A 22,454-nucleotide genomic window follows, 5' to 3' on the forward strand; every position below is an offset into this window, starting at 1 on the left:
TCATGAGAGAAATCGATCGACGCAGCAAATATGACCGGCGTGTGTTCCTCAAAGGCGCGGCTGCTACCGCACCGGCGGTCGCGATCGCGACATCGACCGGGCTCGGCATCACCGATGCATGGGCCGATGAGGCGGGTACGCTGACGCCGGCCACCATGAAGACGTTGCTGAAGATGGCGCGCGACATCTATCCGCACGATTTCCTCGGCGACAGCTACTACATCACGGCGGTCAAGCCGTGGGATGACAAGGCCGCGAAGGATCCGGCCATCAAATCGCTGATCAATGAGGGCGTAACCCGGCTCGATCAGGCGGCCAACGACCGCCACAAGATGCCTTACGCCCAGGTCGCCTGGGAGAACGATCGCGTCGCGCTGCTGCAACAGATCGAGGCAAGCGCGTTCTTCCAGAAGATCCGCGGCGATCTCATCGCATCGCTCTACAACAACAAGGAGGTCTGGCCGCGGTTCGGCTACGAGGGCTCCTCCGCCGAGCATGGTGGCTACATCAAGCGCGGTTTCGCCGATATCGACTGGCTGCCGAAGGCGTGAAGCGGACAATTTCGGGAGGACACAATGGCAAAATTCGATCTGAATGACAGCGGCGTTGTCGTGATCGTCGGCTCCGGTGCCGGCGGCGGAACGCTCGGCAATGAACTGGCGCAGAAGGGCATCAAGGTCGTGATCCTGGAAGCCGGCCCGCGCATCGAGAACCAGGACTTCATCAACGATGAATGGGACAGCTTCGGCCAGCTCGCCTGGTCGGACATGCGCACGACGTCGGGAAGCTGGCGCGTCCACAAGGATTTCCCGAATATTCCGGCCTGGATCGTGAAGGCGGTTGGCGGATCCACCGTACACTGGGCCGGCGCCTCGCTCCGCTTCGACGAGCACGAGTTCAAGATCAAGTCGGCATACGGCAACATCCCCGGCGCCAATCTGCTGGACTGGCCGATCACGCTCGCCGAGATGGAGCCCTATTACGCCAAGGCCGAGAACAAGATGGGCGTCACCCGCACCAATGCCATTCCCGGACTTCCCGGCAACAATAACTTCAAGGTGCTGGAAGCCGGTGCCAAGAAGCTCGGCTACAAGGAAGTGCACACCGGGCGGATGGCGATCAACAGCGAGCCGCGCGACGGCCGCGGCTCCTGCCAGCAGATCGGCTTCTGCTTCCAGGGCTGCAAGTCGGGCGCCAAATGGTCGACGCTCTACACCGAGATCCCGAAGGGCGAAGCCACCGGCAATCTCGAGGTGCGTCCCGGCAGCATGGTGATCAAGATCGAGCACGACCAGTCCGGCAAGGTCACCGGCGTGGTCTATGCCGATGCGACCGGCGCGATGCAGCGCCAGAAGGCCCGCGTCGTTGCGGTCGCCGGCAACTCGATCGAGAGCCCGCGGCTCTTGCTCAACAGCGCCTCCAGCATGTTCCCGGATGGTCTTGCCAATTCGTCGGGCCAGGTCGGCCGCAATTATTTGCGGCACATGACCGGCAGCGTGTATGCGACCTTCGAGAAGTCGGTGCATATGTATCGCGGCACCACGATGGCCGGCATCATTCGCGACGAGGCGAAGAACGATCCGAAGCGCGGCTTCGTCGGCGGCTACGAGATGGAGACACTGTCGCTCGGCCTGCCCTTCATGGCAGCGTTTCTCAATCCCGGGGCCTGGGGCCGCAGCTTCACCAGCGCCATGGAAGGCTATCCGCGGATGGCCGGCATGTGGCTGGTCGGCGAGGACCTGCCGCAGGAGACCAACCGTGTCACGCTGGATCCGAGCATCAAGGACAAGTTCGGCATGCCGGTCGCGAGCGTGCATTTCGACGATCATCCGAACGACGTCGCGATGCGCGATCACGCCTACAAGCAGGGCGCCGCGGTCTATGAGGCGGTCGGCGCCACCGTGACCTACCCGACGCCGCCCTATCCCTCGACCCACAACATGGGCACCAACCGGATGAGCGAGAAGCCGCGCGATGGCGTGGTCAACAAGTTCGGCCAGACCCACGACATCAAGAACCTGTTCGTCTCCGACGGCAGCCAGTTCACGAGCGGAGCGGCGTGCAATCCGACGCTGACGATCGTGTCACTGGCGATCCGGCAGGCCGACACGATCGCCGGCGCGATGCAGCGCAAGGAGATCTAGCCTCGGAAAGACGAGCTTCGGTTCTGATTTCGACCGGAACCGAAACCTGAGTTCCCTCGTGACTCCAACGGCCTTGTCCTGCCTGGACAAGGCCGTTTTTTCTGCGCGATGGATCCGAAAGCCTATTCGGCGGCGTCGAGGATGGGCTGCCCCTGGAATTCGGGCACAGCCGCTGCGCTCTGCGAGCGATAAATCAAACAGCAGCAGCGCAACAGCGATGCGAAATTATTGACCTCGCCATGGTGGTCGAGGACTTCGCCATAGAGCGTGGTGACGAACTTGGCGACGCTCATCCCCTCCTTGGCGGCAATCTCCTCCAGCGTGTCCCAGAACGACATCTCCAGCCGGATCGAGGTGCAATGACCGCCGATCCGCAGCGACCGGGTCTGCGATTCATAATTGCGCTGCGGCTGGTGCGAGAACAAATGGCACATGGCTATCCTCCCGATCAGATTATAATTTTTCTAAACGATATACCCGCGCGTGCGACGTCACAATCGCCACGTAGGGCGTAGCCGCTGCACACGCGAAGGTGAGTGTCTTCAAGGCGATAGGCCGGCTCCATCCCCAGCTAAAGGCAGCCATTCGCGGGCCGGCCCATGCATTTGGCCGGCGAGCCGACTACAATACCGCCGAACCTCGAATCCCTGTCCGATCGCGCAATCCATGCCCGTCCGCCAGCTTCCCGAACAGCTCGTCAACCGCATCGCCGCCGGCGAAGTGGTCGAACGCCCTGCGAGCGTCGTCAAGGAACTGGTCGAGAACGCGATCGACGCCGGCGCGAGCCGGATCGACGTATTCACCGATGGCGGCGGGCGGCGGCGGATCGGCATCACCGACGATGGCGGCGGCATGACGCGCACCGACCTCGCGCTTGCGGTCGATCGCCACGCCACCTCCAAGCTCGACGACGAGGACCTCTTGCGCATCCGCACGCTCGGGTTCCGCGGCGAGGCGCTGCCGTCGATCGGCGCGGTCGCCAAGCTCGGCATCACCACGCGCCATGCCAGCGAACCGCATGCCTGGTCGCTGTCGGTCGAGGGCGGCGAGAAGTCGGAGGTCATGCCGGCTGCTCTCGGCCAGGGCACCCGCGTCGAGGTCAACGAGCTCTTCTACGCAACGCCGGCGCGGCTGAAATTCCTCAAGACCGACCGCACCGAGGCGGAGGCGATCCGCGAGGTGGTGCGGCGCCTCGGCATGGCGCGGCCCGATATCGCCTTCACGCTGGCCGGCGAAGAGCGCGCGCCGGTCACCTGGGCCGCGGCGTTGCCCGGCGCTGCCGGCCGGCTGACGCGGCTCGGCGACATCCTGGGCGCGGACTTCCGCGCCAGCGCAATCGAGGTGCGCGCCGAGCGCGAGGGCGTGGTGGTCGAAGGCTTTGCCGCTGCGCCGTCGCTGACCCGCGCCAATGCGCTCGGTCAATATCTGTTCGTCAACGGCCGCCCGGTGCGCGACAAGCTGATCCTCGGCGCCGTGCGTGCGGCCTATTCCGACTATCTGCCGCGCGACCGCCATCCCGTGGTGGCGCTGTTCGTGACCTGCGACCCGCAGGAGGTCGACGCCAATGTGCATCCGGCCAAGACCGAAGTGCGCTTCCGCAACGCCGGCCTGGTGCGCGCGCTGATCGTGCACGCCTTGAAGGAGGGCCTCGCGCGCGAGGGCAGACGCACCGCGGCCAACACCGCCGACGGCGCGACGTTACAGGCATTCCGCCCCGCCTTCACGCCGCCGCGCCCGGGCAATTGGGACTGGCGGAGCTCGCCGTCATATCCGGTCAATCCGCTGCGCGCGTTCGAGGGCGCGGCGGCGCCCGCCTTCGCCGAGCCCGGACAGGCCGCCTTCGACGTCGGCACCCCGACCGCGGATGTCCGCTATGAGGCCGCGCCTGCGCCCGATCTGCTCGACCGGCCGCTCGGCGCTGCGCGCACCCAGATCCACGAGACCTACATCGTCTCGCAGACCCGCGACGGCCTGATCGTGGTGGACCAGCACGCGGCGCATGAGCGCATCGTCTACGAGAGACTGAAGGCCTCGCTGGCGAAGAACGGCGTGCAGCGCCAGATCCTGCTAATCCCGGAGATCGTCGAGCTCGACGAGGCTACCGTCGAGAAACTGCTCGATCGCGCCGAAGAGCTGGCATCGTTCGGGCTCGCGATCGAGTCCTTCGGCCCCGGCGCGGTCGCGGTGCGCGAGACGCCCTCGCTGCTCGGCAAGGCCAATGCGGCCGGGCTGCTGCGCGACCTCGCCGAACATATGGCCGAGTGGGACGAGGCGCTGCCGCTGGAGCGCCGGCTGATGCATGTCGCCGCCACCATGGCCTGCCACGGCTCGGTCCGCGCCGGGAGACGCCTCAAGCCCGAAGAGATGAACGCGCTGCTCCGCGAGATGGAAGACACGCCGAACTCCGGCCAGTGCAACCACGGCCGCCCGACCTATGTCGAATTGAAGCTGAGCGATATCGAGAAGCTGTTCGGGCGGCGGTAGTCTCTATCCCCGTCGTCCCGGGCAAGCCAACGGGTCGGCGCAAAGCGCCGCCCGATGACAGGCTCCGCGCGACCCGGACCCATAACCACGAATGCCTCCGTTGACAAAGGCTGGGACCCCAGCGTGCTTTCACAACACACTTTCGTGGTTATGGGTCCCTGCGTTCGCAGGGACGACAGATCAGGGCATCCTACGAATCCTTGCGCGCGAAGACCTGCAACGCTGTGCGAAGCTGCGCAATCCATTCGTCGCCGTCCTCGTACCCGCCTGCCGCGATCCGCGTGCAGACCTGATCGAGATCATCGCCATCGGCTGCCTGCTTGCCGACCTGCCGGACGATCGCGACATAGCCCTCCGTCAGCAGCACCAGACCCGGCGCATTCTCGGCAACATACTGCTCCCGCGCCTCGCGGAAGAGCTGCGAGGCTTCGTCGTACCGGCCAAGCGCCAGGTCGAACGCCCCCACCATCCAGACGCCCGTTGCTTCGCGCAGAGGTCCGAGCTCCAGGGTCCGCACCAGCCCGAGCGAGCGTTCTGCAAGCTCGCGCGCGGCCAGCAGATTGTCCGAGCTGATCGGCTTGTCGGAAACGCTCCAGCCCGGCCAGCAATCGGCCGCCGCGTTGAACGTCCACCGCTGAACCATCTTGAGCGCTTCGCGCGCGTCACCATCCTGCGCGCCGCGACCGCGCTCGATCTGGTCGGCGGCATCGCGCGCGGCCGCAAGCAGCACTGCGTCGTCACCCGCACGACGCAACGCCTTGACGTGCGTCTCCAGCTGACCGGCCAGCCCGGCAAGAGTGTCGGTCATGGTTCGCGCTCCGCAAATGGCGTTGGATCAGTCTGGCGGTGGAGAAGGCACAACCACCATAGAGTCAGCGGATGACGCTGACACCGATGCGCCCCTACACTTTTTCGCGAAGGAACACGAACTCCGTGTCGTCATAGGCGCGCCGCTCGAGCTCCTCGAAGCCTTCGGGCGCCGCGAACGCCGCGGCCTTGGCCTCCTCGACGACGAGCAGCGCGCCCGGCGTCAGCCAGCCGCCGTCGCGCAGCGAGGCGAGCGCCTTGTCGGCGAGCCCCTTGCCGTAGGGCGGATCGAGAAACACCAGCGAGAACGGCTCGACCGGATGCGCAGGTCCGAGATCGGTGGCATCGCGGCGATAGACCTTGGTCGTCCCGCCAAGGCCGAGCGACTCGACATTGTTGCGCAGCAGCGCCCGCGCCTCGGCGCCATTGTCGACAAACAGCGCGAACTTCGCGCCGCGCGACACCGCCTCGATGCCGAGCGCGCCGGTGCCGGCAAACAGATCCAGCACGCGCGCGTCCAGAATCGGATTGTCGTAAGCGTGGATCAGGATGTTGAACACGGATTCGCGCAGGCGGTCAGCGGTCGGACGGATGTCGCGGCCCGACGGCGAAGCGAGATTGCGGCCCTTCAGCCTGCCCCCGACGACGCGCATTGACCGTTACTCGTCCTTCGGCGTGAGATCGCGCTTGCCGTGATAGCCGCGCTTGGGACGGCGCGGCGGGCCGTAGCCGTTGGCCTCGTCCTCGTTGCGGGCGCGGGCTTCCTCGCTGCCGGTGCGCTGCACCAGCACGCGGCGGCCCTTGCGGTCGTTGATCGTTTCGCGCTTGCTGGGCTTCGGCTTCCTGGCGGGCGCATCGTCGCCACCGCCGGCTTCGCGCTGCTCCGGCCGCGTGAAGTCCGCACCTGCGACCTTGGCGATCTTCTCGCCGAGCTGCTCGCGCAACACCCGCGTCTTGACCTCCTCGACCTTGCCTTCCTCGAGCTCGCCGAGCTGAAACGGGCCGTAGGAGATCCGGATCAGCCGGTTCACCTCGAGCCCGAGATGCGCCATCACGTTGCGCACCTCGCGGTTCTTGCCCTCACGGATCGCGAACACCACCCAGACGTTGGAGCTCTGGTCGCGCTCCAGCGTCGCCTCGATCGGCCCGTATTTGACGCCGTCGACCTCGACGCCGTTCTTGAGCTGGTCGAGCTGGCCCTGCGTCACCTCGCCATGCGCACGCACGCGGTAGCGGCGCAGCCATCCGGTGTCGGGGTGCTCCAGCGTCCGCGCCAGCCCGCCGTCATTGGTCAGCAGCAGCAGGCCCTCGGTGTTGAAATCGAGCCGGCCGATCGAGATCAGCCGCGGCAGGCCCTCGGGCAGATTGTCGAACACGGTCGGCCGTCCCTCGGGGTCGGCATGCGTCGTCATCAGCCCCCGCGGCTTGTGATACATGAACAGCCGCGTCCGCTCGCGCGGCGGCAACGGCTTGCCGTCGACCGCCACGACATCGTTGTCGGTGATGTCGAGCGCCGGCGAGTTGATCACGCGTCCGTTGACGGTGACGCGGCCCTGGGTGACGATCTCCTCGGCATCGCGGCGCGAGGCGAGACCGGCGCGCGCCAGCACCTTGGCAATGCGCTCGCCCGCCTTCTTCGGCTTCGGCTCGGGCCGCTCGCGGCGGTCATCGTAGGAGCGCTCGCGATAGGCACCGCGGCCGCCGAACGCCGGCCGCTTGGCAAAGACCTTGCTGTCGTCCTCGTTCTCGCGGCGCGGCCGATCACCGAAACGGCCCTCGCTGCGCGGATGCTCCTGCCAGTCGGGCCGGCCTTCGGGGCGATCGCGCCGGCGATTGTCGCCACCAGCCTCGTCTCTTTCCCAGCGCGGCCGGCTGAACTTCGGCCGCTCCGGACGATCGCCCTGCTCGCGATCGTCGCGGGAACGCGAGAACCGCGGCCGCTCGCCGCCGCCGCGATCGTCGCGCGGCCTGTCGTAGCGCGGCTTGTCGAAATTGCGCGGGCCGTCGCGGAACGGACGCGAACCACGCTCCGGACGATCAGAGCCGCCCTCGCGCTTCTGCCACGGCTTGGATTCGCCGCGCGGCGGCCGGTCGCCAAAGTCCTTGCGCGGGCCGCGATCGCCGCGATCACGATCGCCGCCGCGATCCGCCGCACCGCGCTTGAACTTGCTGTCGCCGCCGAATTTCCGTGCGGGCCGGTCGCCGTCGCGCGAAGGACGGTCGCCGAACGATCGCTCGCCACGCGGCGTATAGGGCCGCTTCTCGCCGTCACGCTCGCGCGGCGCGTAAGGCTTCCTGTCGCCGAACTTCCGATCGGAAGACCGCCCCGCCGGGCGCGCATCATCGCGATCGCGCCGCGGCGGGCGATCGTCGCGATTGAAGTTCGGACGGTCGCCGCGAGGCGTGTAGGGCCGCTTTTCGCCCCCGCGGTCTTCGCGCGGCTTGAACGAACGCTTTTCGCCATCCCCGCCGCGATCAAATCTCGGCCGGTCGCCGCGCGGCTTGAACGTGCGCTTCTCGCCATCGCCGTCGCGGGCCGGACGATCGCGGAATGGCCGATCGCCACGGGCGTCATCGCGATTGAACCTCGGCTTGTCGCCGAACTCGCGGCGCGGCGGACGGTCCTCGCGATCGCCGCGATAGGGCCGCTTCTCGCCATCGCCCTTGCCGGCAAACTTCTTGTCGCCAAAGCCGCGCTTGGCAAATTTCTTGTCCGGTCCACGGGCGGCGCCGGAGCGGCCCTTGCCGCCGCCGGGCCGATCACGCCGGCCGCGGGAATCGTTGTTTTTGTCGCTGTCGCGGGGCATGAATAATCTCGCTGGACGTTCAATTGGGGTGCAAGGGCAGCCGGGCGTACGCGCCCTGTTGGCAGCGCATTTGACGCAAAACCGGCATCCACTTTTGCTGAAGGCGAAGCTACTAGCAGGTTTCTTCCGATGATACGAGGCATGTCAGCCCCTTCTTTCATGGATTTGGCGCTGAAAACGGCCGAAAACGCCGGAAAAGCCGGCGAAGTTCCGATCGGATGCGTGATTGTCCGGGGTTACGAGATCATCGCCACCGCCAGCAATCGCACCCTCACCGACCGCGATCCGACCGCCCATGCGGAAGTCCTGGCGATCCGGCAGGCCGCCGAAGCCATCGGCACCGAGCGGCTGGTCGATTGCGACCTCTACGTGACGCTGGAGCCCTGCACCATGTGCGCCGGCGCGATCTCCCTGGCCCGCATCCGCCGGCTGTATTACGGCGCCGCCGACCCCAAGGGCGGCGCGGTCGAGTCGGGCGTGCGGTTCTTCGCGCAGCCGACCTGCCACCATGTGCCGGAGGTCTACGGCGCAGTCGGCGAGACCGAGTCCGCGCGCCTCCTGCGCGAGTTCTTCAGGGAGCGGCGGTAGACGTTTTGCGAATGTAGACCCGTCATCCTGAGGAGCGCGTAGCGCGTCTCGAAGGGTCGACGGCCACCAGCCGGGCCGTGCATCCTTCGAGACGCGCGTTCCGCGCTCCTCAGGATGACGGTTTTAGCGCTACGACTACCCTGCCAGGAAAAACTCGCGCAGCAGCTTGGCGGTCGCGTCCGGCGCCTCCTCGGGCAGGAAATGTCCCGACGCCACCGGCGCGCCGCTGACATTGGTCGCCCAGTTCTTCCAGGTGTCGAGCGGCGTGGTTGCCGCGCTGGCAACGCCGGCATCGCCCCACAATGCCAGCATCGGGATCGTGATCTTGTTGCCGGCGTCGACGTCGGCCTTGTCGATCTCGTAGTCGGCATAGGCGCCGGCGCGGTAGTCCTCGCACATCGCGTGGATGCGGGCGGGATCGCGGAACGGCGCAAGGTAATGCGCGAGCGCGCGCGGATCGATCGCCTCCAGCGTCTTGGTCCTGGTCTGGCTCGCCATCTTCTCCTTGAGGAAGAATTCGCCATTGTTGGAGATCAGCGTCTCCGGCAGCGGATAGGGCTGCGCCAGGAACGCCCAATGGTAGATCTTCAGCGCGGAGAGGCGATTGAGCTTCTGCCAGTAATCATAGGTCGGCGCGATATCGAGCACCGCGAGCTTCGACAGCCGGCCGGGATGATCGAGCGCGAGCCGGTACGAGACCCGGCCGCCGCGGTCATGACCGGCGAGTGCGAAATGCACATGCCCGAGCTGCTCCATCGCCTCGACCATGGTCTTCGCCCAGGCCCGCTTGGTGTACGGCGTATGGTCCTTGTCGCTGTCCGGCATGTCGGACCAGCCGTAGCCTGGCAGGTCGGCGATGATCAGCGTGAACTTGTCGTCAAGCTTCGGCGCGACCGTGTGCCACATCACATGCGTCGAGGAAAACCCGTGCAGCAACAGCAGCGGCGGCCCCTTGCCGCCGACGCGGGCGAAGATGCGGCCCTGCGAGGTGTTGATCCATTTGGATTCATAGCCGGGAAAAAGATCAGCGAGATCAGGCATCGGTGGCTCCTCCCGGTCGCGTGCGCCGTGCTTCAAACTTTGTTCGGCGTTGCCGCTGGCTCAGGCGAGGTTTATGCCATCCTCGAACCCAACCAACAACAATACGAAACGAGGAAGTGCCATGTCGATCGATTTCGAAATTCCGGCCGAAGCCAAGGCGATCCGCGAGAAGGTCCGCAAATTCGTGCACGACGAGTGCATCCCGGCGGAAAAGGAACTCGACACCAAGCCGCTTGCCGAGGTGCTGGGACCGCTGCGCAAGAAGGCCCGGGCGCAGGGCCTGTGGTGCCCCTTCGTGCCGAAGGAGTATGGCGGTATGGGCCTCGGCCCGCTCGCCAACGCCCTGGTGCAGATGGAGCTCGGCGAGAGCATGCTCGGCGCGCTCTCGATGAACACGCAGGGGCCGGACGATGCCTCGATGATGACGATCCTCGCGCACGGCACCGAGTACCAGAAGGAGAAATTCCTCAAACCGCTGCTGAACGGCGAGAAGCGGATCTGCTTCTCGATGACCGAGAAAGCCGCCGGGGCCGACGCCACCGGCATGCAGACCACCGCCGTCAAGGACGGCAATGAGAACTACATCCTCAACGGCGAGAAATGGTTCTCCTCGTCGGCGAGCGTCGCCGACCTCGCGCTTGTCATGGCGAAGACCGATCCGAACGCGCCGCGCCACAAGCAATATTCGACCTTCATCGTCGAGCTGCCCAACCCCGGCTACCGCATCAAGCGCAACGTCGCCAACATGGCGATCGAGGGGCCGCACGATGACGTGATCCATGGCGGCCACTCCGAGATCGAGATCAAGGATCTCAAGGTGCCCGCCGACAATCTGCTCGGCGGCGAGGGCAATGGCTTCAACATGGGCCAGCACCGCCTCGCCTATGGCCGGCTGCGCCACGGCATGCACAACGTCGCCAAGGCGCAGCGCGCGCTCGACATGGCGGCTGCCCACGTCACCAAGCGCTCGACCTTCGGCCAGTTGCTGGCCGACCGCCAGGCGGTGCAGTTCATGCTCGCCGACTGCGCGAGCGAACTCTATATCGGCCGGCTGATGCTGCTGCACATCGCCTACAAGGCCGAGAAGGGCCTCGACATCCGCCAGGAGAACTCGATCGCCAAGATCTTCCACGCCCACATGGTGCACAAGGTGATCGACACCGCGATCCAGCTGCACGGCGCACTCGGCTTCAGCCAGGATACGCCGCTGGCGAAATGGTACACGCAGGTGCGCTCGCAGCGGCTGGTCGACGGTCCCGACGAAGTGCACAAGTGGAAGATCGGCAAGAACGTCATCAAGGCGTTCCGCGAGCACGGCACCACCGCGAGCGCGGCGGGTGGGGATTTGCTGTAAGCGTCATTGCGCGCGAAGCGAAGCAATCCATCTCGCGGCAAGCGGAAAAGTGGATTGCTTCGTCGCTTCAGCGCAAAATTGCTGTGCAATTTTGTCGCGAGCTCCTCGCAATGACGTGGCGAGCTAGCCCTTGGCCTGCTCCGCCTCCACCGCCTGCCAGGCGATGTCGCGGCGGCAGAATCCCTCGGGCCATTTGATGCGGTCGAAGGCCTGATAGGCGCGGTCGCGCGCCTCGGTGACGGTCTTGCCCATCGCGCAGATGTTGAGCACCCGACCGCCGTTGGCAAGGATTGCGCCGTCCTTGGCCACGGTGCCGGCGTGGAAGATCTCGACGCCGTCGACCTTGGCGGCGTCATCGAGGCCATCGATCCGCGTGCCCTTGATGTAGTCGCCGGGATAGCCCTTGGCCGCCATCACCACCGTCAGCGCCGGGTCCGGGTACCAGCGCAGATCGAAGTTCTTCAATTGCCCGTCGATAGAGGCGAGAAACGCCGGCACGATGTCCGACATCATCCGCAGCATCAGCACCTGGCACTCGGGATCGCCGAAACGAACATTGTATTCGAACAGCTTTGGGCCCTGCGCGGTCAGCATCACGCCGGCATAGAGCACGCCCTTGAACGGCGTACCGCGGCTCTTCATCCCCGCAACCGTCGGCAGGATGATCCGCGCCATGATCTGGTCGTGCACCTCAGGCGTCACGAATGGCGTCGGCGAATAGGCGCCCATGCCGCCGGTATTCGGCCCCTTGTCGTGATCGAACACGCGCTTGTGGTCCTGCGCGGACGCCAGCGGGATCGCGGTCTCGCCGTCGCACAGCGCGAAGAAGCTGATCTCGCGGCCCGAGAGGAATTCCTCGATCACGACCTCTGCGCCGGCCGAGCCGAACGCGCCCTCGAACATCATCGCGACAGCGGCTTCCGCCTCGAGCAAGGTCTGCGCCACCACGACGCCCTTGCCGGCGGCGAGCCCATCGGCCTTGACCACGATCGGCGCGCCTTGGGCGCGGACATAGGCCACCGCGTCCTTCGCATTGTCGAAGCGGCGATAGGCGCCGGTCGGAATGCTGAACTCGCTGCAGAGGTCCTTGGTGAACCCTTTGGAGCCCTCGAGCTGCGCGGCCTGCCTGCTCGGCCCGAACGCCTTGATGCCTGCGGCGGCGAGGTCATCGACGATACCGGCGGCCAGCGGCGTCTCCGGACCGACCACCACCAGATCGACCGCGTTGCGCCGGCAGAATTCGATCACCGCGGCATGGTCGGCGACATCGAGCGCGACACATTCGGCCTCGCGCGCGATCCCGGCATTGCCCGGCGCGCACCAGAGTTTGGTCACCAGCGGAGATGCGGCGATCTTCCACGCCAGCGCATGTTCGCGGCCGCCGGAACCGAGCAGGAGGATGTTCATCTGTGTCGCCGATCAGGGGGTTGTAACGCCGTTTGGTTCGGTTTAGCACGCTCCCGGACCGCAGCAACCAGCGGTTCGATCAGATGTGGATATGTGATTCGACGCTTGAAACGAGGCGTCCGGACCTTGCACACGGGGTCGAAAACCCCGATTCTATAGGCCAGATGACCGCTGCTCCGAATCTCGTCAACGCACCTGAATTCACCGTCTCGGAACTCTCCTCCGCCCTGAAGCGGACGGTGGAGGACCGGTTCGGCCATGTCCGCGTCCGCGGCGAGATCTCCGGCTTTCGCGGGCCGCACTCCTCCGGCCACTGCTATTTCGCCCTGAAGGACGAGAGCGCCAAGATCGAGGCGGTGATCTGGAAGTTTGCCCACGCAAGGATGCGCTTCAAGCCGCAGGAAGGGCTCGAGGTCATCGCCACCGGCAAGCTGACCACCTATCCGAACTCCTCGAAGTACCAGATCGTCATCGATTCGCTGGAGCCGGCCGGGGTCGGCGCGCTGATGGCGCTGATGGAGGAGCGCAAGAAGAAGCTGGCGGCCGAGGGCCTGTTCGACGAGGCCCGCAAGCAGCTGTTGCCCTGGCTGCCCGAGGTGATCGGCGTCGTCACCTCGCCAACCGGCGCCGTGATCCGCGACATCCTGCATCGCCTCGAGGACCGCTTCCCCCGCCGGGTGCTGGTCTGGCCGGTCAAGGTGCAGGGCGACGGCTCGGCCGAGCAGGTCGCGGCCGCGATCCGCGGCTTCAACGCGCTGCCGGAGGGCGGCCGGATCCCGCGGCCTGATCTCTTGATCGTTGCGCGCGGCGGCGGCTCGCTGGAGGACCTGTGGTCGTTCAACGAGGAGATCGTGGTCCGCGCCGCGGCCGAGAGCCATATCCCGCTGATTTCGGCGGTGGGCCACGAGACCGACATCACGCTGATCGACTTCGTCGCCGACAAGCGCGCGCCGACGCCGACCGCGGCCGCCGAAATGGCGGTGCCTGTACGGAGCGAGCTGTTCGTCGAGGTCACAGCGCTCGCGCGCCGCACCATGGTGTGCTGGCAGCGCGGCCAGGAGGCCCGCCGCAACGAGTTGCGTGCCGCGGCGCGCGCGCTGCCGGCGGCGAACGAACTGCTGGCGATCCCGCGGCAGCGGCTCGATCATCTCGCAGCCGGGCTGCCGCGCGGGCTGCAGGCCAATACGCACGCGCATTTCCGCCGCTTTGCCGCGTCGAGCTCGCGCCTCACCATCGGCGTGCTGCGCGGCCAGGTCGCGCATGCAAGGCAGCGACTGACCGTCTCGGGCGAACGCATCACGCTGTCGGCGCGCTCGCTGCTGCATCGCCGTCGCGAGCGCTTCAGCGGGCTCGAGATCCGGCTCAAGGCCTCGAAGCTCGCCAACGCGAAGGCCCAGCGCAACGCGATCGCGCGCGATCTGGAGCGCACCCAGCGCCTGGCCGAGCGCGCCTGCCGCGCGCTGCTGACCACGCTGCAGCGGCTGGAAGCGCGCGTCGCCCATCGCAGCCAGCTGCTGTCGGCGCTGTCCTACCGCGGCGTGCTGGCGCGCGGCTTTGCGCTGGTGCGCGACGCGCAGGGACACGCGATCCATGCCGCCGCGGCGGTCGGCCCGAACGCCGGCCTGTCGATCGAGTTCGCCGATGGCCGCGTCGCTGCCACCGCGAATGCCGATCAGCCTGCGGCGACGGCGTCGCCTGAGAGCCAGCCGAAGCCGCAGCCGCGCGAGGCGAAACCGGCCGCGCCGAAGCGCGTCACCAAGCCGGTCGATCAGGGCAGCCTGTTCTAGAGCGGAATGGGATCAAGTTTGTCTGGATCGGCAGCGGAAGTTCAGCTCTCCCTTGGGAGAGGTCGGCGCGTAGCGCCGGGTGAGGGATCACGGTCTCTCGCTAGAACTGCGGCCCCTCACCCGATTTGCTACGCAAATCGACCTCTCCCCGCCGGGGAGAGGTGAACCGCGTTCGTGGCCAAACCGATTCAACCTAACTTTTCCCGCCCTAGCGCGCCAGCCACTCGGCGACTTGCTTCTGCGCGTCCTTGCGCGCGCTCGCATCGGTGCCGATGTGACCGGGCTCCGTGATGTCGACATCGGACGAGGCCGCGACCGCGTGCAGCGGCAGGTTGGCGCGGTCGAAATCGTGATAGGCCTCGGGATAGACCACGATCCGCGCCAGCGCGCTGCGGCCGCGCGCGCCGTCGACCATCTGGTGGCAGGCCGATGATGACGTTACATCGTCGCGCGCGCCGATCAGGACCAGCGTCGGCACCCGCGCGCTCCAGCCAAGGCCTGACGAGGTGCGGCAATCCGGATAGAACGCGACGGCCGAGCGGAAGTCCGGCTCGACATTGCGCGACCACATCTGCGGCCGCACCGCCCACAGCAAGGCGGCCGCGCCGTTGCCCCAGCCGATCAGGCTGATGCGGCTCTTCGCCACCCATTTCTGCTGCACCAGCCATTGCCGCGCGGCGTTGATGTCGGCGACCCGCGCGCGGCGGGTCTGGACCTGGTGTTCCCGAATGCGGCACTGGGGCCCGAGCTCGCGCGAGCCGTAGCTGTCGGGCAGCAGCACGGCATGGCCTGATGTGAGCAGCTGCTCGGCCCAGTCGCGATAGCGCGGTGCGACCTGCTCGGAACGGCCGGCGAGACCGCCGCAGCCATGCAGCGCGATGACCGTCGGGAACGGGCCATCGCCGTCGGGCCGGTACAGCTGCGCATGCAGCGTGACATTGCCTTCGGGAATCTCGACCTGATGCGGGGCCGGAAGCGGCGCCGCCGCCGCGGCCGGCACGGCAAGCATGGCGAGGCACATGAAAACTGACTTGAGGCGCATCCGATCCGGCCGGCTCGTTATGGCGCTGCAAACACAGCGGACCATGGCCGCAACGCTACCATGCGCCTCCGCCGCCAAATTATCACAAGTCGGTGGTTTAACGGGCGGACATGACCCCCTATCTGTGATAGACGGCTTCATGAACATTTAAGGCTGCCTCATCAGGGGCAAGGCGGAGAGCTCAAACGTGCTGAACAAGTTCGGTCCCTCGGGCCATGGCGAAGCGCAAGTGCAATATCTCGACGGCGATTTCCGCGTGATCTCGCCCGGCACCTTTGTGCGTTGTGCCATCACCGACGTCCGGATTCCACTCGACGAGCTGAAGTACTGGAGCGTCGACCTGCAGGAGGCCTACGCCACCCCGACCGCCGTGCTGCAGCGCCACCATCCCGGCGTGCTCAAGCCGCAGGCTTAAGCTCAAGACTGCGCTCATGCGCGCAGCCTCCTGCTTCGCGCCTTGAACAGCTGATCGGTCACCAGGCGCCGCAGCGCGGCAGCATCCTCGAATTGCAGCGTCACCGCGAACGGCACGATCGCCTGTGCCCAGGCCGGCATCCCGGCCGGACCACGCAACCGCGCCAGATCCTTTTCCGTCGTCACCAGCGTCAGCCCGTCACTTCTCGCATCGGCAACGAGCTGCGCGATCTCGTCCTTGGTGAAGGCGTGATGATCGGGGAACGCCGTGTTGCGCACGACGTCGATCCCGCTTGCGCGCAGCGAGTTGAAGAAGCGCGCGGGATCGCCGATGCCGGCGAAAGCAAGCGCACGCCTGCCGCTCAACGCCGCCAGCGAAGCCTGGACCGGCGTCAGATGCGCCGGCAATATCGGCTTGCCGCGGGACGCGAGATCGGCCGCAATCTTTTTCGCTGCACGCCCCTCGCCGACCACGATCAGCGCGTCGGTCCGTTCCAGCTGCGGCGACAGCGGCGCGCGCAACGGTCCGGCCGGAATGACGCGGCCATTGCCGACGCCGCGCGTGCCGTCGATCACGATCAGGCAGGCGTCCTTGATCACGCTCGGATTCTGGAAGCCGTCATCCATCAGGATCACGCTCGCGTCCTGCGCGCGCGCCAGCGCCAGGCCCGCGGCACGGTCGCGCGAGACCACGACCGGCAAGGTCGCCGCCATCATCAGCGGCTCGTCGCCGACATCGGCCGCCGTGTGGCGGTCACGATCGACCTTGACCGGCCCGGCAAGCCTGCCGCCATAGCCGCGGCTGAGCACCACCGGCCGCTCGTCGAGCTCGTGCAGCAGTTTTGCCAGCGCCAGCACCGTCGGCGTCTTGCCGGCGCCGCCGACATGGTAATTGCCGACGCAGATCACGGGAATGCCGGCATCGACGCCGGAGCCCTGCATCCGCCGCGCGGCCACCGCGCCGTAGAGCGCGGCAAGCGGTCTCAACAATTGCGATGTCCAAGACGATGGCCGGTGCCAGAAGGCCGGCTCACGCATTGGCGGCTCCCATCTCGAGCTGCAGCTGCAACAGATAGGGCTCGAGAGCGGTCACCGTGCGCTCCAGCGCGCCACCGAGCTGTTCGACGACGCGCTCGGAGGCCGCAAGCGAGGCATCGCGAGCCGCGGGATCGGCGAGGAACTGGCCAAGCTGCTTGACCAGCGCTTCCAGATCGTCGGTGCGCCGCGCGCCGCCGGCACGATCGAGCGCGTCATAGACCTCGCTGAAATTGAAGACGTGCGGGCCGTGCACGATCGCAGCGCCGAGCTTGATCGCCTCGATCGGGTTCTGGCCGCCATGCGCGACCAGCGAACCGCCCATGAACACGATCGGCGCCAGCCGGTAGAACAGGCCGAGCTCACCCATCGTGTCGGCGACATAGATATCGGTGGTCGCAACCGGCAGGTCCTCATGCGAGCGCAGCCCGGGGCGCAGGCCCGCTTCCGTCACGAGCCGCGCCACGGCCTCGCCGCGCGCGGCATGCCGCGGCACGATCACCGTGAGCAGCCCGGGGAAGAATCCGGCGAGCGATTTGTGCGCCTCGATCAGGAGCTCTTCCTCGCCGGGATGGGTGGACGCGGCAACCACGATCGCGCGGCCGCGCGTCACCGACATCAGCCGCTCCAGCTTGGCGGGATCGGCCGGCGGCGCCGCGACGTCGAGCTTGAGGTTGCCGGTGACCATGACGTTTGGGCTGCCGAGCGCGGCAAAGCGTTCGGCATCGGTCTTCGACTGCGCGAGACAGATGTCGAACCGTCCGAGCAGCGCCCCGATGGTGTTGGAGAGCCGGCGCCAGCGCGGAAACGAGCGCTGCGACATCCGCCCGTTGATCAAGACCATCGGCAGCCGCCGCGCGGCGCTCGACAGGATCAGGTTCGGCCACAGGTCGGACTCGATGAACAGCGCCAGCGACGGACGCCAGTGATCGAGGAAGCGCGCGACATAGCGCGGCGAGTCATATGGCACGTATTGATGGATCACGTCGGGCGGAAAGCGCTTGGCCACGATCGCGGCCGAGGTCACCGTGCCCGAGGTGAGCAGGATGCGGAGATTGAGCGCGCGCAGCCGCTCGATGAGCCCGACCGCCGCCAGCACCTCGCCGACGCTCGCGCCGTGAATCCACACCAGCGGGCCCTGCGGCCGGACGTCGCCGCTCATGCCGCGCCGCTCGCCGACCCGTTCGGGGTCTTCCTTGCCGAGCTTGAGCCGCCGCTTGATCAGCGCAGGCGCGAGCGGCACCATCGCGGACGACAGCTTGCGGTAGACACGCAACGTCATCGGTAGCGAGCTAGCCAAGCGTTGCCTCCGGCCGCCCGACGGCTGCATAGGCGCGCCGGGTCGCTTCGTTGAGAAGGTTCTCCACGTGCTGCCGAAGCTTTTCCATCGTCGCGGCATCGGCATCGGGCGGCACATAGACCGGCTCAATACCTACCACTGCGCCGCGCCCGAATGGCAAATTGATGGTCGTGGAATCCCAGTTTTTCAACCGGATGAATCGGCTGGTGACCATCGCAAAGGGGATGATCGGCCGGCCGGTTTCCCGCGCCAGCATGATGGCCCCGAGACCCGCCACCCGCGCCCGCTTCGGCACGTCGGCCGTGGTGGCCATGTTGCAGCCGTCTTCCAGCGCCCGAACCATCTCCAGGAAGGCGCCGACGCCGCCCTTGCGATGGAACGCGCCGGAATGGTCGCCGGAACCTCTGATCGTGCCGATGCCGAGCCGCTCGACCGCGAGGGCGTTGAACTCGCCGTCGCGGTGGCGGGAGATCAAGACCTTGGCGCGGTAGCTGTCCTTGGTCTTGATGAACGGCGTCATGAAGTGCTGGCCGTGCCAGAACACGAAGATCGCCGGCATCAAGGGCTCGACGATCCCGTATACGTCATGCGGCTGATAGATGAAGCGGTTGGTGTACCACACCAGCCGCAGATACTCGGCCGCAAGCACACCCAGCACGCGCTGCACGAAGCCGCTGCGCAGCAGATCGCGAAATAGTCGTTTCAATGGGAGTGCTTTGTGTCCTGCCCAGGATCGAGCAACCGGTGGAGGTGAACGACGAAATAGCGCATCTGGGCGTTGTCCACGGTCGCTTGCGCCTTCGCCTTCCAGGCCGCATAGGCGGTCGCATAGTTCGGGTAGACGCCGACGATCTCGACTTCGTCCAGGTTCTTGAAGGTGTTGTGCTCGAGATCGGTCAACTCGCCGCCGATCACGAGGTGAAGCAGCTGTGGCTGGGCATTGTCTGACATGAGATGGTTTTCCTAACGAGATGCCCGGCAAGCAAATGAAGTCGTTGTCGTCACAGGTCTGGTCGTCACGAGTCTGGTCGTTACAAGTCTGGTCGTTACAAGTCTGGTCGTTACAAGTCTGGTCGTCACAGGCTTGTCGTAACAAGTCTGTTCGTCACAATCGGAAACGCGGCGCGGATCGGCGGGGCCTCACGGCAATGGACGGTTGCGAAAATGCTCGACAATGCGTGCATGACGTTCGCGTCCTGCTGCCACCAGCACCCCATGCGTCACCTCCCGGCGATTGTACTCAATCGCATCCCCCGAGAGCGCGGTCATCTTACCACCCGCTTCCTGCACGATCAAATTCGCGGCGGCAAGATCCCAGTCGCGGCTTTGCCCGCCCGCGAAGGCGGCGTCAAGTCGACCTTGTGCTACGCGGCACAACCGCAGGGCCAGCGATCCGATCCGCGGAAACAGCGTGATCTCGTCCGAGGTCGGGCTGAGCCGCTGCACCAGCGGTTTCGGTCCGGCCATGCGGGGAAAATCGAAATCGGTGCCCGCGGTCGCGTGCACGCCGCTGTCGTTCAGGGTGGCGCCCTGGCCGCGGGCGGCAAAGAAGAATTCCTCGGTCACCGGCGCATACACCGCCGCGAGCACCGGCAATGCATTTTCAACCAGCGCCACACTGACGCACCAGTCCTCGCGGCCGGCGAGATAGGCGCGGGTGCCGTCGATCGGATCGACGATCCAGGTGAAGCGCCGGTCGAGCCGGGTCGCGTTGTCGACGCTCTCCTCCGACAGCCAGCCGTAACCCGGCGTCGCCGAACGCAGCTGCTGCTCCAGGAGGTCGTTGACGGCGATGTCGGCCTCGGAGACCGGCGAGGACGCGCCCTTGATCCAGTTCTTCAATTCGGTGCGGAACAGCGACGATGCGAGCCGGCCCGCCTCCTGCACCGATCTGGTCAGCAAGGCGGCGTCGCGCGCCTTGGTCCAGTCGTCCGTATCAGCGTCCGCCAAGCGTCAGCCCCTCGATGCGCAGCGTCGGCGAATTGACGCCGTAGCGGAATTCCAGATCGTTGGCGGCAACCAGCGACTTGAACATCGGCAGCAGGTGGCCGGCGATGGTCACTTCGCTGACCGGATAGGTGATCTCGCCATTCTCGATCCAGAAGCCGGACGCGCCGCGGCTGTAGTCACCGGTCACGCCGTTGACGCCGGAGCCGATCAGGTCGGTGACATAGAAGCCCTGCTTGATGTCGGAGATCAGCTCCTTCGGCGTCACCGCACCCGGCTCGAGATGCAGATTATATGTTCCGGGCGACGGCGAGGACGACACGCCGCGATGCGCATGCCCGGTCGTGACCAGGCCGAGCTCGCGCGCAGTCGCGGAGTCCAGCACCCAGGTGGTCAGCACGCCTTCGTCGATCAGCGCGATCTTCCTCACCTTGACGCCTTCGGCGTCGAAGGTCTGCGAGCGCAGGCCGCGCACGCGCAAGGGATCGTCGATGATGCGGATATCCCTGGAGAACAGCTGCTCGCCGAGCTTGTCCTTCAGGAAGCTGGTCTTGCGCGCGATCGAGGCGCCGTTGATGGCGCCGACCAGATGGCCGACGATCGAGCCCGCAACCCGCGGATCGAACACCACAGGCACCTTGCAGGTCTCGACCTTGCGCGGATTCGACCGCGCCACCGCGCGCTCGCCGGCCTTGCGGCCAACGGCCGTGGGTGAATCGAGATCGGACGCGTGCGGCGCGCTGGTGAAATCATAGTCGCGCTCCATGCCGGTGCCCTCACCGGAAATCGCCGTCGTCGAGATGCCGTGGCTGGAGCGCAGGTAAGAGCCGTGGAAACCGGTCGACGTCACCAGCACCATGCCGCCGATCCCGGTCGAGGCCGATGCTCCGCCGGACTTAGTGACGCCCTTGACCGCGAGTGCCGCGGCTTCCGCTTCGATGGCGCGCCGCTCGAGCTCGGCCGTGGTCGGGACGTTACGGTCGAGCAGATCGAGATCGGGGAAATCATGCGCATGGAGCGCGGGATCGGCCAGACCGACATATTTGTCGTCGGGCGCCACGCGCGCCATCGCGACCGCGCGCTCGGCGAGCTTTGCAACCCCGTCGCCGCTGACGTCGTTGGTCGACACCACCGCCTGGCGCTGGCCGACGAACACCCGAAGTCCGACATCGTCGCCCTCGGAGCGCTCGGTTTCCTCGACGCGGCCGTCGCGGACTTCGACGCCTTGCGAGACGCCGCGCACCGCGATGGCATCGGCCGCATCGGCGCCGGCGCGCTTTGCGGCTTCGACCAGACGCCGCGCAAGGTCGCTCAGGCCGGACTGGTCGAACAGATCGGAGGTATCGCCGTGTCGCGATGCAGATGGTGAAGAGTTCACGAACGAATTCCCGCGGATTGAGGGGGGCCCGGAATGGCGTCGACAGACCTAACCAGATGTGCCGGATTCACAGGGAATTCAAGCACTTTGCACCGGCGGGCAACAAAGATTTGAGTGATCGGCGCAAGGCTTCGTCAATCATGCCGGCCAACCTCTTGTCAATCATGGCGCCAGGTGAGGAGCGGTTAACCAGGCTTTTTAAGCCGAAACAGCCATCGCTCGGCTAGGCTCTCACACATCGACCGGGAACATAATCCCGGCGGGGAGACTAAGGCTTTGAGGCGTCAAACACCAACAAGCGGAATCAATTCCGCCGGGTCGAGCCGCGCATTGCGGCTCGACCCACTTTCCCTTCCCCTCAGCTTCCACGCGCAGGATGCGCGCGCGGATGGCGGCATGCGGCAGGTCGAGCTTCATCGCGAACATGTCGTGCTGCGCCGTGCCGTTCTCGGCATGCGGATGGCGGTCAATGTTCGCGTCAGTGATTTTCTCGGCGTCGCGCTGCGCGGCATCGACGACGCGCAGATGCTGGTGCTGGTTCACCGCGATCCCGCGCTCTCCATTCCGCTCGGCAGCAGTTCGGATGCCGAAGAGATCAGCTTCGCCTGGCAGATGTGGAGCGACATCTTCCATCTCCCGCAACTGACCGAGCCGGCGCCGCGCCAGCCTGCGCCGCGCCGCCGCCGCCGCAACGCAATCCGCGCGCGCCGCCCGAAATTCCTGGTCCGCCGCCGCGCCGGCGTCAGCCTCAACGGCACCAGCGTGCATCGCGACGAGCGCGAGATCATCGCGCCGGATTGAGTTCGTTTAGCTGCGCTCCACGCCTCCCACCTCTTTCGTCGTCCTGGCGAAAGCCAGGACCCATAACCACCGCTTTCGGTGACGAGCGTGATCGCGGCCCCAGCGTCGCACAACAATT

21 protein-coding genes are annotated in these 22,454 nt (G+C 66.4%); 8 read left to right on the top strand and 13 right to left on the bottom strand.

Annotation, left to right across the window (positions count from 1 at the left end; translation table 11 throughout):
- Window positions 1–2 precede the first annotated feature (2 nt).
- Window positions 3–551, top strand: a complete 549-nt coding sequence (locus tag ACVW1C_RS13715) for a gluconate 2-dehydrogenase subunit 3 family protein (RefSeq protein ID WP_456758875.1) — start codon at window positions 3–5, stop codon at window positions 549–551.
- Window positions 552–575: 24 nt separating this feature from the next.
- Window positions 576–2,144 (top strand): GMC family oxidoreductase, encoded by a 1,569-nt coding sequence (locus tag ACVW1C_RS13720; RefSeq protein WP_456758876.1) that lies wholly within the window; start codon window positions 576–578, stop codon window positions 2,142–2,144.
- A 122-nt stretch (window positions 2,145–2,266) separates the two neighbouring features.
- On the opposite strand, the gene ACVW1C_RS13725 is transcribed toward ACVW1C_RS13720, so the two are convergent.
- Window positions 2,267–2,578, bottom strand: a complete 312-nt coding sequence (locus ACVW1C_RS13725) for a ribbon-helix-helix domain-containing protein (protein ID WP_279708148.1) — start codon at window positions 2,576–2,578, stop codon at window positions 2,267–2,269.
- Window positions 2,579–2,810: 232 nt separating this feature from the next.
- Here ACVW1C_RS13725 and mutL point away from each other — a divergent pair, with 232 nt between their 5' ends.
- Window positions 2,811–4,628 carry a DNA mismatch repair endonuclease MutL gene (mutL, locus tag ACVW1C_RS13730; protein ID WP_456758877.1) on the top strand — a complete coding sequence of 606 codons (1,818 nt, stop codon included), beginning with the start codon at window positions 2,811–2,813 and terminating at the stop codon, window positions 4,626–4,628.
- Window positions 4,629–4,818: 190 nt separating this feature from the next.
- Here the strand turns inward: mutL and ACVW1C_RS13735 are convergent, their stop codons facing one another.
- From ACVW1C_RS13735 to ACVW1C_RS13745, 3 genes are all read right to left on the bottom strand, one after another.
- A complete protein-coding gene (locus ACVW1C_RS13735; protein ID WP_456758878.1) occupies window positions 4,819–5,436 on the bottom strand; it encodes a hypothetical protein in 618 nt (205 codons plus the stop codon).
- A 94-nt stretch (window positions 5,437–5,530) separates the two neighbouring features.
- The gene (gene rsmD / locus ACVW1C_RS13740) at window positions 5,531–6,088 is read right to left on the bottom strand and encodes a 16S rRNA (guanine(966)-N(2))-methyltransferase RsmD (RefSeq protein ID WP_456758879.1); all 558 of its coding nucleotides are present in this window, start codon (window positions 6,086–6,088) and stop codon (window positions 5,531–5,533) included.
- 6 nt (window positions 6,089–6,094) lie between these two features.
- Window positions 6,095–8,242 (bottom strand): pseudouridine synthase, encoded by a 2,148-nt coding sequence (locus tag ACVW1C_RS13745; RefSeq protein WP_456758880.1) that lies wholly within the window; start codon window positions 8,240–8,242, stop codon window positions 6,095–6,097.
- A gap of 141 nt (window positions 8,243–8,383) precedes the next feature.
- On the opposite strand from ACVW1C_RS13745, the gene ACVW1C_RS13750 reads away from it, so the two are divergent.
- Window positions 8,384–8,830, top strand: coding sequence for a nucleoside deaminase (locus tag ACVW1C_RS13750; RefSeq protein ID WP_224943568.1), 447 nt, complete (start codon window positions 8,384–8,386; stop codon window positions 8,828–8,830).
- A 135-nt stretch (window positions 8,831–8,965) separates the two neighbouring features.
- Here the strand turns inward: ACVW1C_RS13750 and ACVW1C_RS13755 are convergent, their stop codons facing one another.
- Window positions 8,966–9,871, bottom strand: a complete 906-nt coding sequence (locus tag ACVW1C_RS13755) for an alpha/beta fold hydrolase (protein ID WP_456758881.1) — start codon at window positions 9,869–9,871, stop codon at window positions 8,966–8,968.
- Window positions 9,872–9,992: 121 nt separating this feature from the next.
- Here ACVW1C_RS13755 and ACVW1C_RS13760 point away from each other — a divergent pair, with 121 nt between their 5' ends.
- The gene (locus ACVW1C_RS13760) at window positions 9,993–11,225 is read left to right on the top strand and encodes an acyl-CoA dehydrogenase family protein (RefSeq protein WP_038388024.1); all 1,233 of its coding nucleotides are present in this window, start codon (window positions 9,993–9,995) and stop codon (window positions 11,223–11,225) included.
- A 123-nt stretch (window positions 11,226–11,348) separates the two neighbouring features.
- Here ACVW1C_RS13760 and purD read toward each other — a convergent pair whose 3' ends face one another.
- Complete coding sequence (gene purD, locus ACVW1C_RS13765; protein ID WP_456758882.1) at window positions 11,349–12,632, bottom strand: phosphoribosylamine--glycine ligase; 1,284 nt, start codon at window positions 12,630–12,632, stop codon at window positions 11,349–11,351.
- Window positions 12,633–12,796: 164 nt separating this feature from the next.
- Here purD and xseA point away from each other — a divergent pair, with 164 nt between their 5' ends.
- Window positions 12,797–14,419 (top strand): exodeoxyribonuclease VII large subunit, encoded by a 1,623-nt coding sequence (gene xseA / locus ACVW1C_RS13770; RefSeq protein ID WP_456758883.1) that lies wholly within the window; start codon window positions 12,797–12,799, stop codon window positions 14,417–14,419.
- Between the two features lie 208 nt (window positions 14,420–14,627).
- Here the strand turns inward: xseA and ACVW1C_RS13775 are convergent, their stop codons facing one another.
- Window positions 14,628–15,461 carry a dienelactone hydrolase family protein gene (locus ACVW1C_RS13775; protein WP_456758884.1) on the bottom strand — a complete coding sequence of 278 codons (834 nt, stop codon included), beginning with the start codon at window positions 15,459–15,461 and terminating at the stop codon, window positions 14,628–14,630.
- Window positions 15,462–15,648: 187 nt separating this feature from the next.
- On the opposite strand from ACVW1C_RS13775, the gene ACVW1C_RS13780 reads away from it, so the two are divergent.
- Complete coding sequence (locus tag ACVW1C_RS13780; RefSeq protein WP_016848019.1) at window positions 15,649–15,876, top strand: DUF2093 domain-containing protein; 228 nt, start codon at window positions 15,649–15,651, stop codon at window positions 15,874–15,876.
- A 14-nt stretch (window positions 15,877–15,890) separates the two neighbouring features.
- Here the strand turns inward: ACVW1C_RS13780 and lpxK are convergent, their stop codons facing one another.
- The 6 genes from lpxK to ACVW1C_RS13810 all read right to left on the bottom strand — a co-directional run bounded on the left by lpxK (window position 15,891) and on the right by ACVW1C_RS13810 (window position 21,535).
- On the bottom strand, window positions 15,891–16,913 hold the full coding sequence (lpxK, locus tag ACVW1C_RS13785; protein WP_456758885.1) for a tetraacyldisaccharide 4'-kinase: 1,023 nt from the start codon (window positions 16,911–16,913) through the stop codon (window positions 15,891–15,893).
- Window positions 16,906–18,240, bottom strand: a complete 1,335-nt coding sequence (locus ACVW1C_RS13790) for a 3-deoxy-D-manno-octulosonic acid transferase (RefSeq protein WP_456758886.1) — start codon at window positions 18,238–18,240, stop codon at window positions 16,906–16,908. The genes lpxK and ACVW1C_RS13790 overlap by 8 nt, the downstream gene beginning before the upstream one ends.
- On the bottom strand, window positions 18,203–18,916 hold the full coding sequence (locus tag ACVW1C_RS13795; RefSeq protein ID WP_456758887.1) for a lysophospholipid acyltransferase family protein: 714 nt from the start codon (window positions 18,914–18,916) through the stop codon (window positions 18,203–18,205). The genes ACVW1C_RS13790 and ACVW1C_RS13795 overlap by 38 nt, the downstream gene beginning before the upstream one ends.
- Window positions 18,913–19,161, bottom strand: coding sequence for a DUF4170 domain-containing protein (locus ACVW1C_RS13800; RefSeq protein WP_456758888.1), 249 nt, complete (start codon window positions 19,159–19,161; stop codon window positions 18,913–18,915). Before ACVW1C_RS13800 ends, ACVW1C_RS13795 begins: the two co-directional genes overlap by 4 nt.
- Before the next feature lie 189 nt (window positions 19,162–19,350).
- Window positions 19,351–20,160: an inositol monophosphatase family protein gene (locus ACVW1C_RS13805; protein WP_456758889.1), complete on the bottom strand. Its 810-nt coding sequence runs from the start codon at window positions 20,158–20,160 to the stop codon at window positions 19,351–19,353.
- Window positions 20,147–21,535, bottom strand: coding sequence for a TldD/PmbA family protein (locus tag ACVW1C_RS13810; RefSeq protein WP_456758890.1), 1,389 nt, complete (start codon window positions 21,533–21,535; stop codon window positions 20,147–20,149). The genes ACVW1C_RS13805 and ACVW1C_RS13810 overlap by 14 nt, the downstream gene beginning before the upstream one ends.
- Window positions 21,536–21,811: 276 nt before the next feature.
- Between ACVW1C_RS13810 and ACVW1C_RS13815 the strand changes: the two genes are divergently transcribed.
- Window positions 21,812–22,336: a DUF6101 family protein gene (locus ACVW1C_RS13815; protein WP_456758891.1), complete on the top strand. Its 525-nt coding sequence runs from the start codon at window positions 21,812–21,814 to the stop codon at window positions 22,334–22,336.
- The last annotated feature ends 118 nt before the right edge of the window (window positions 22,337–22,454 follow it).

The organism is Bradyrhizobium sp. USDA 4011 (assembly GCF_054063415.1).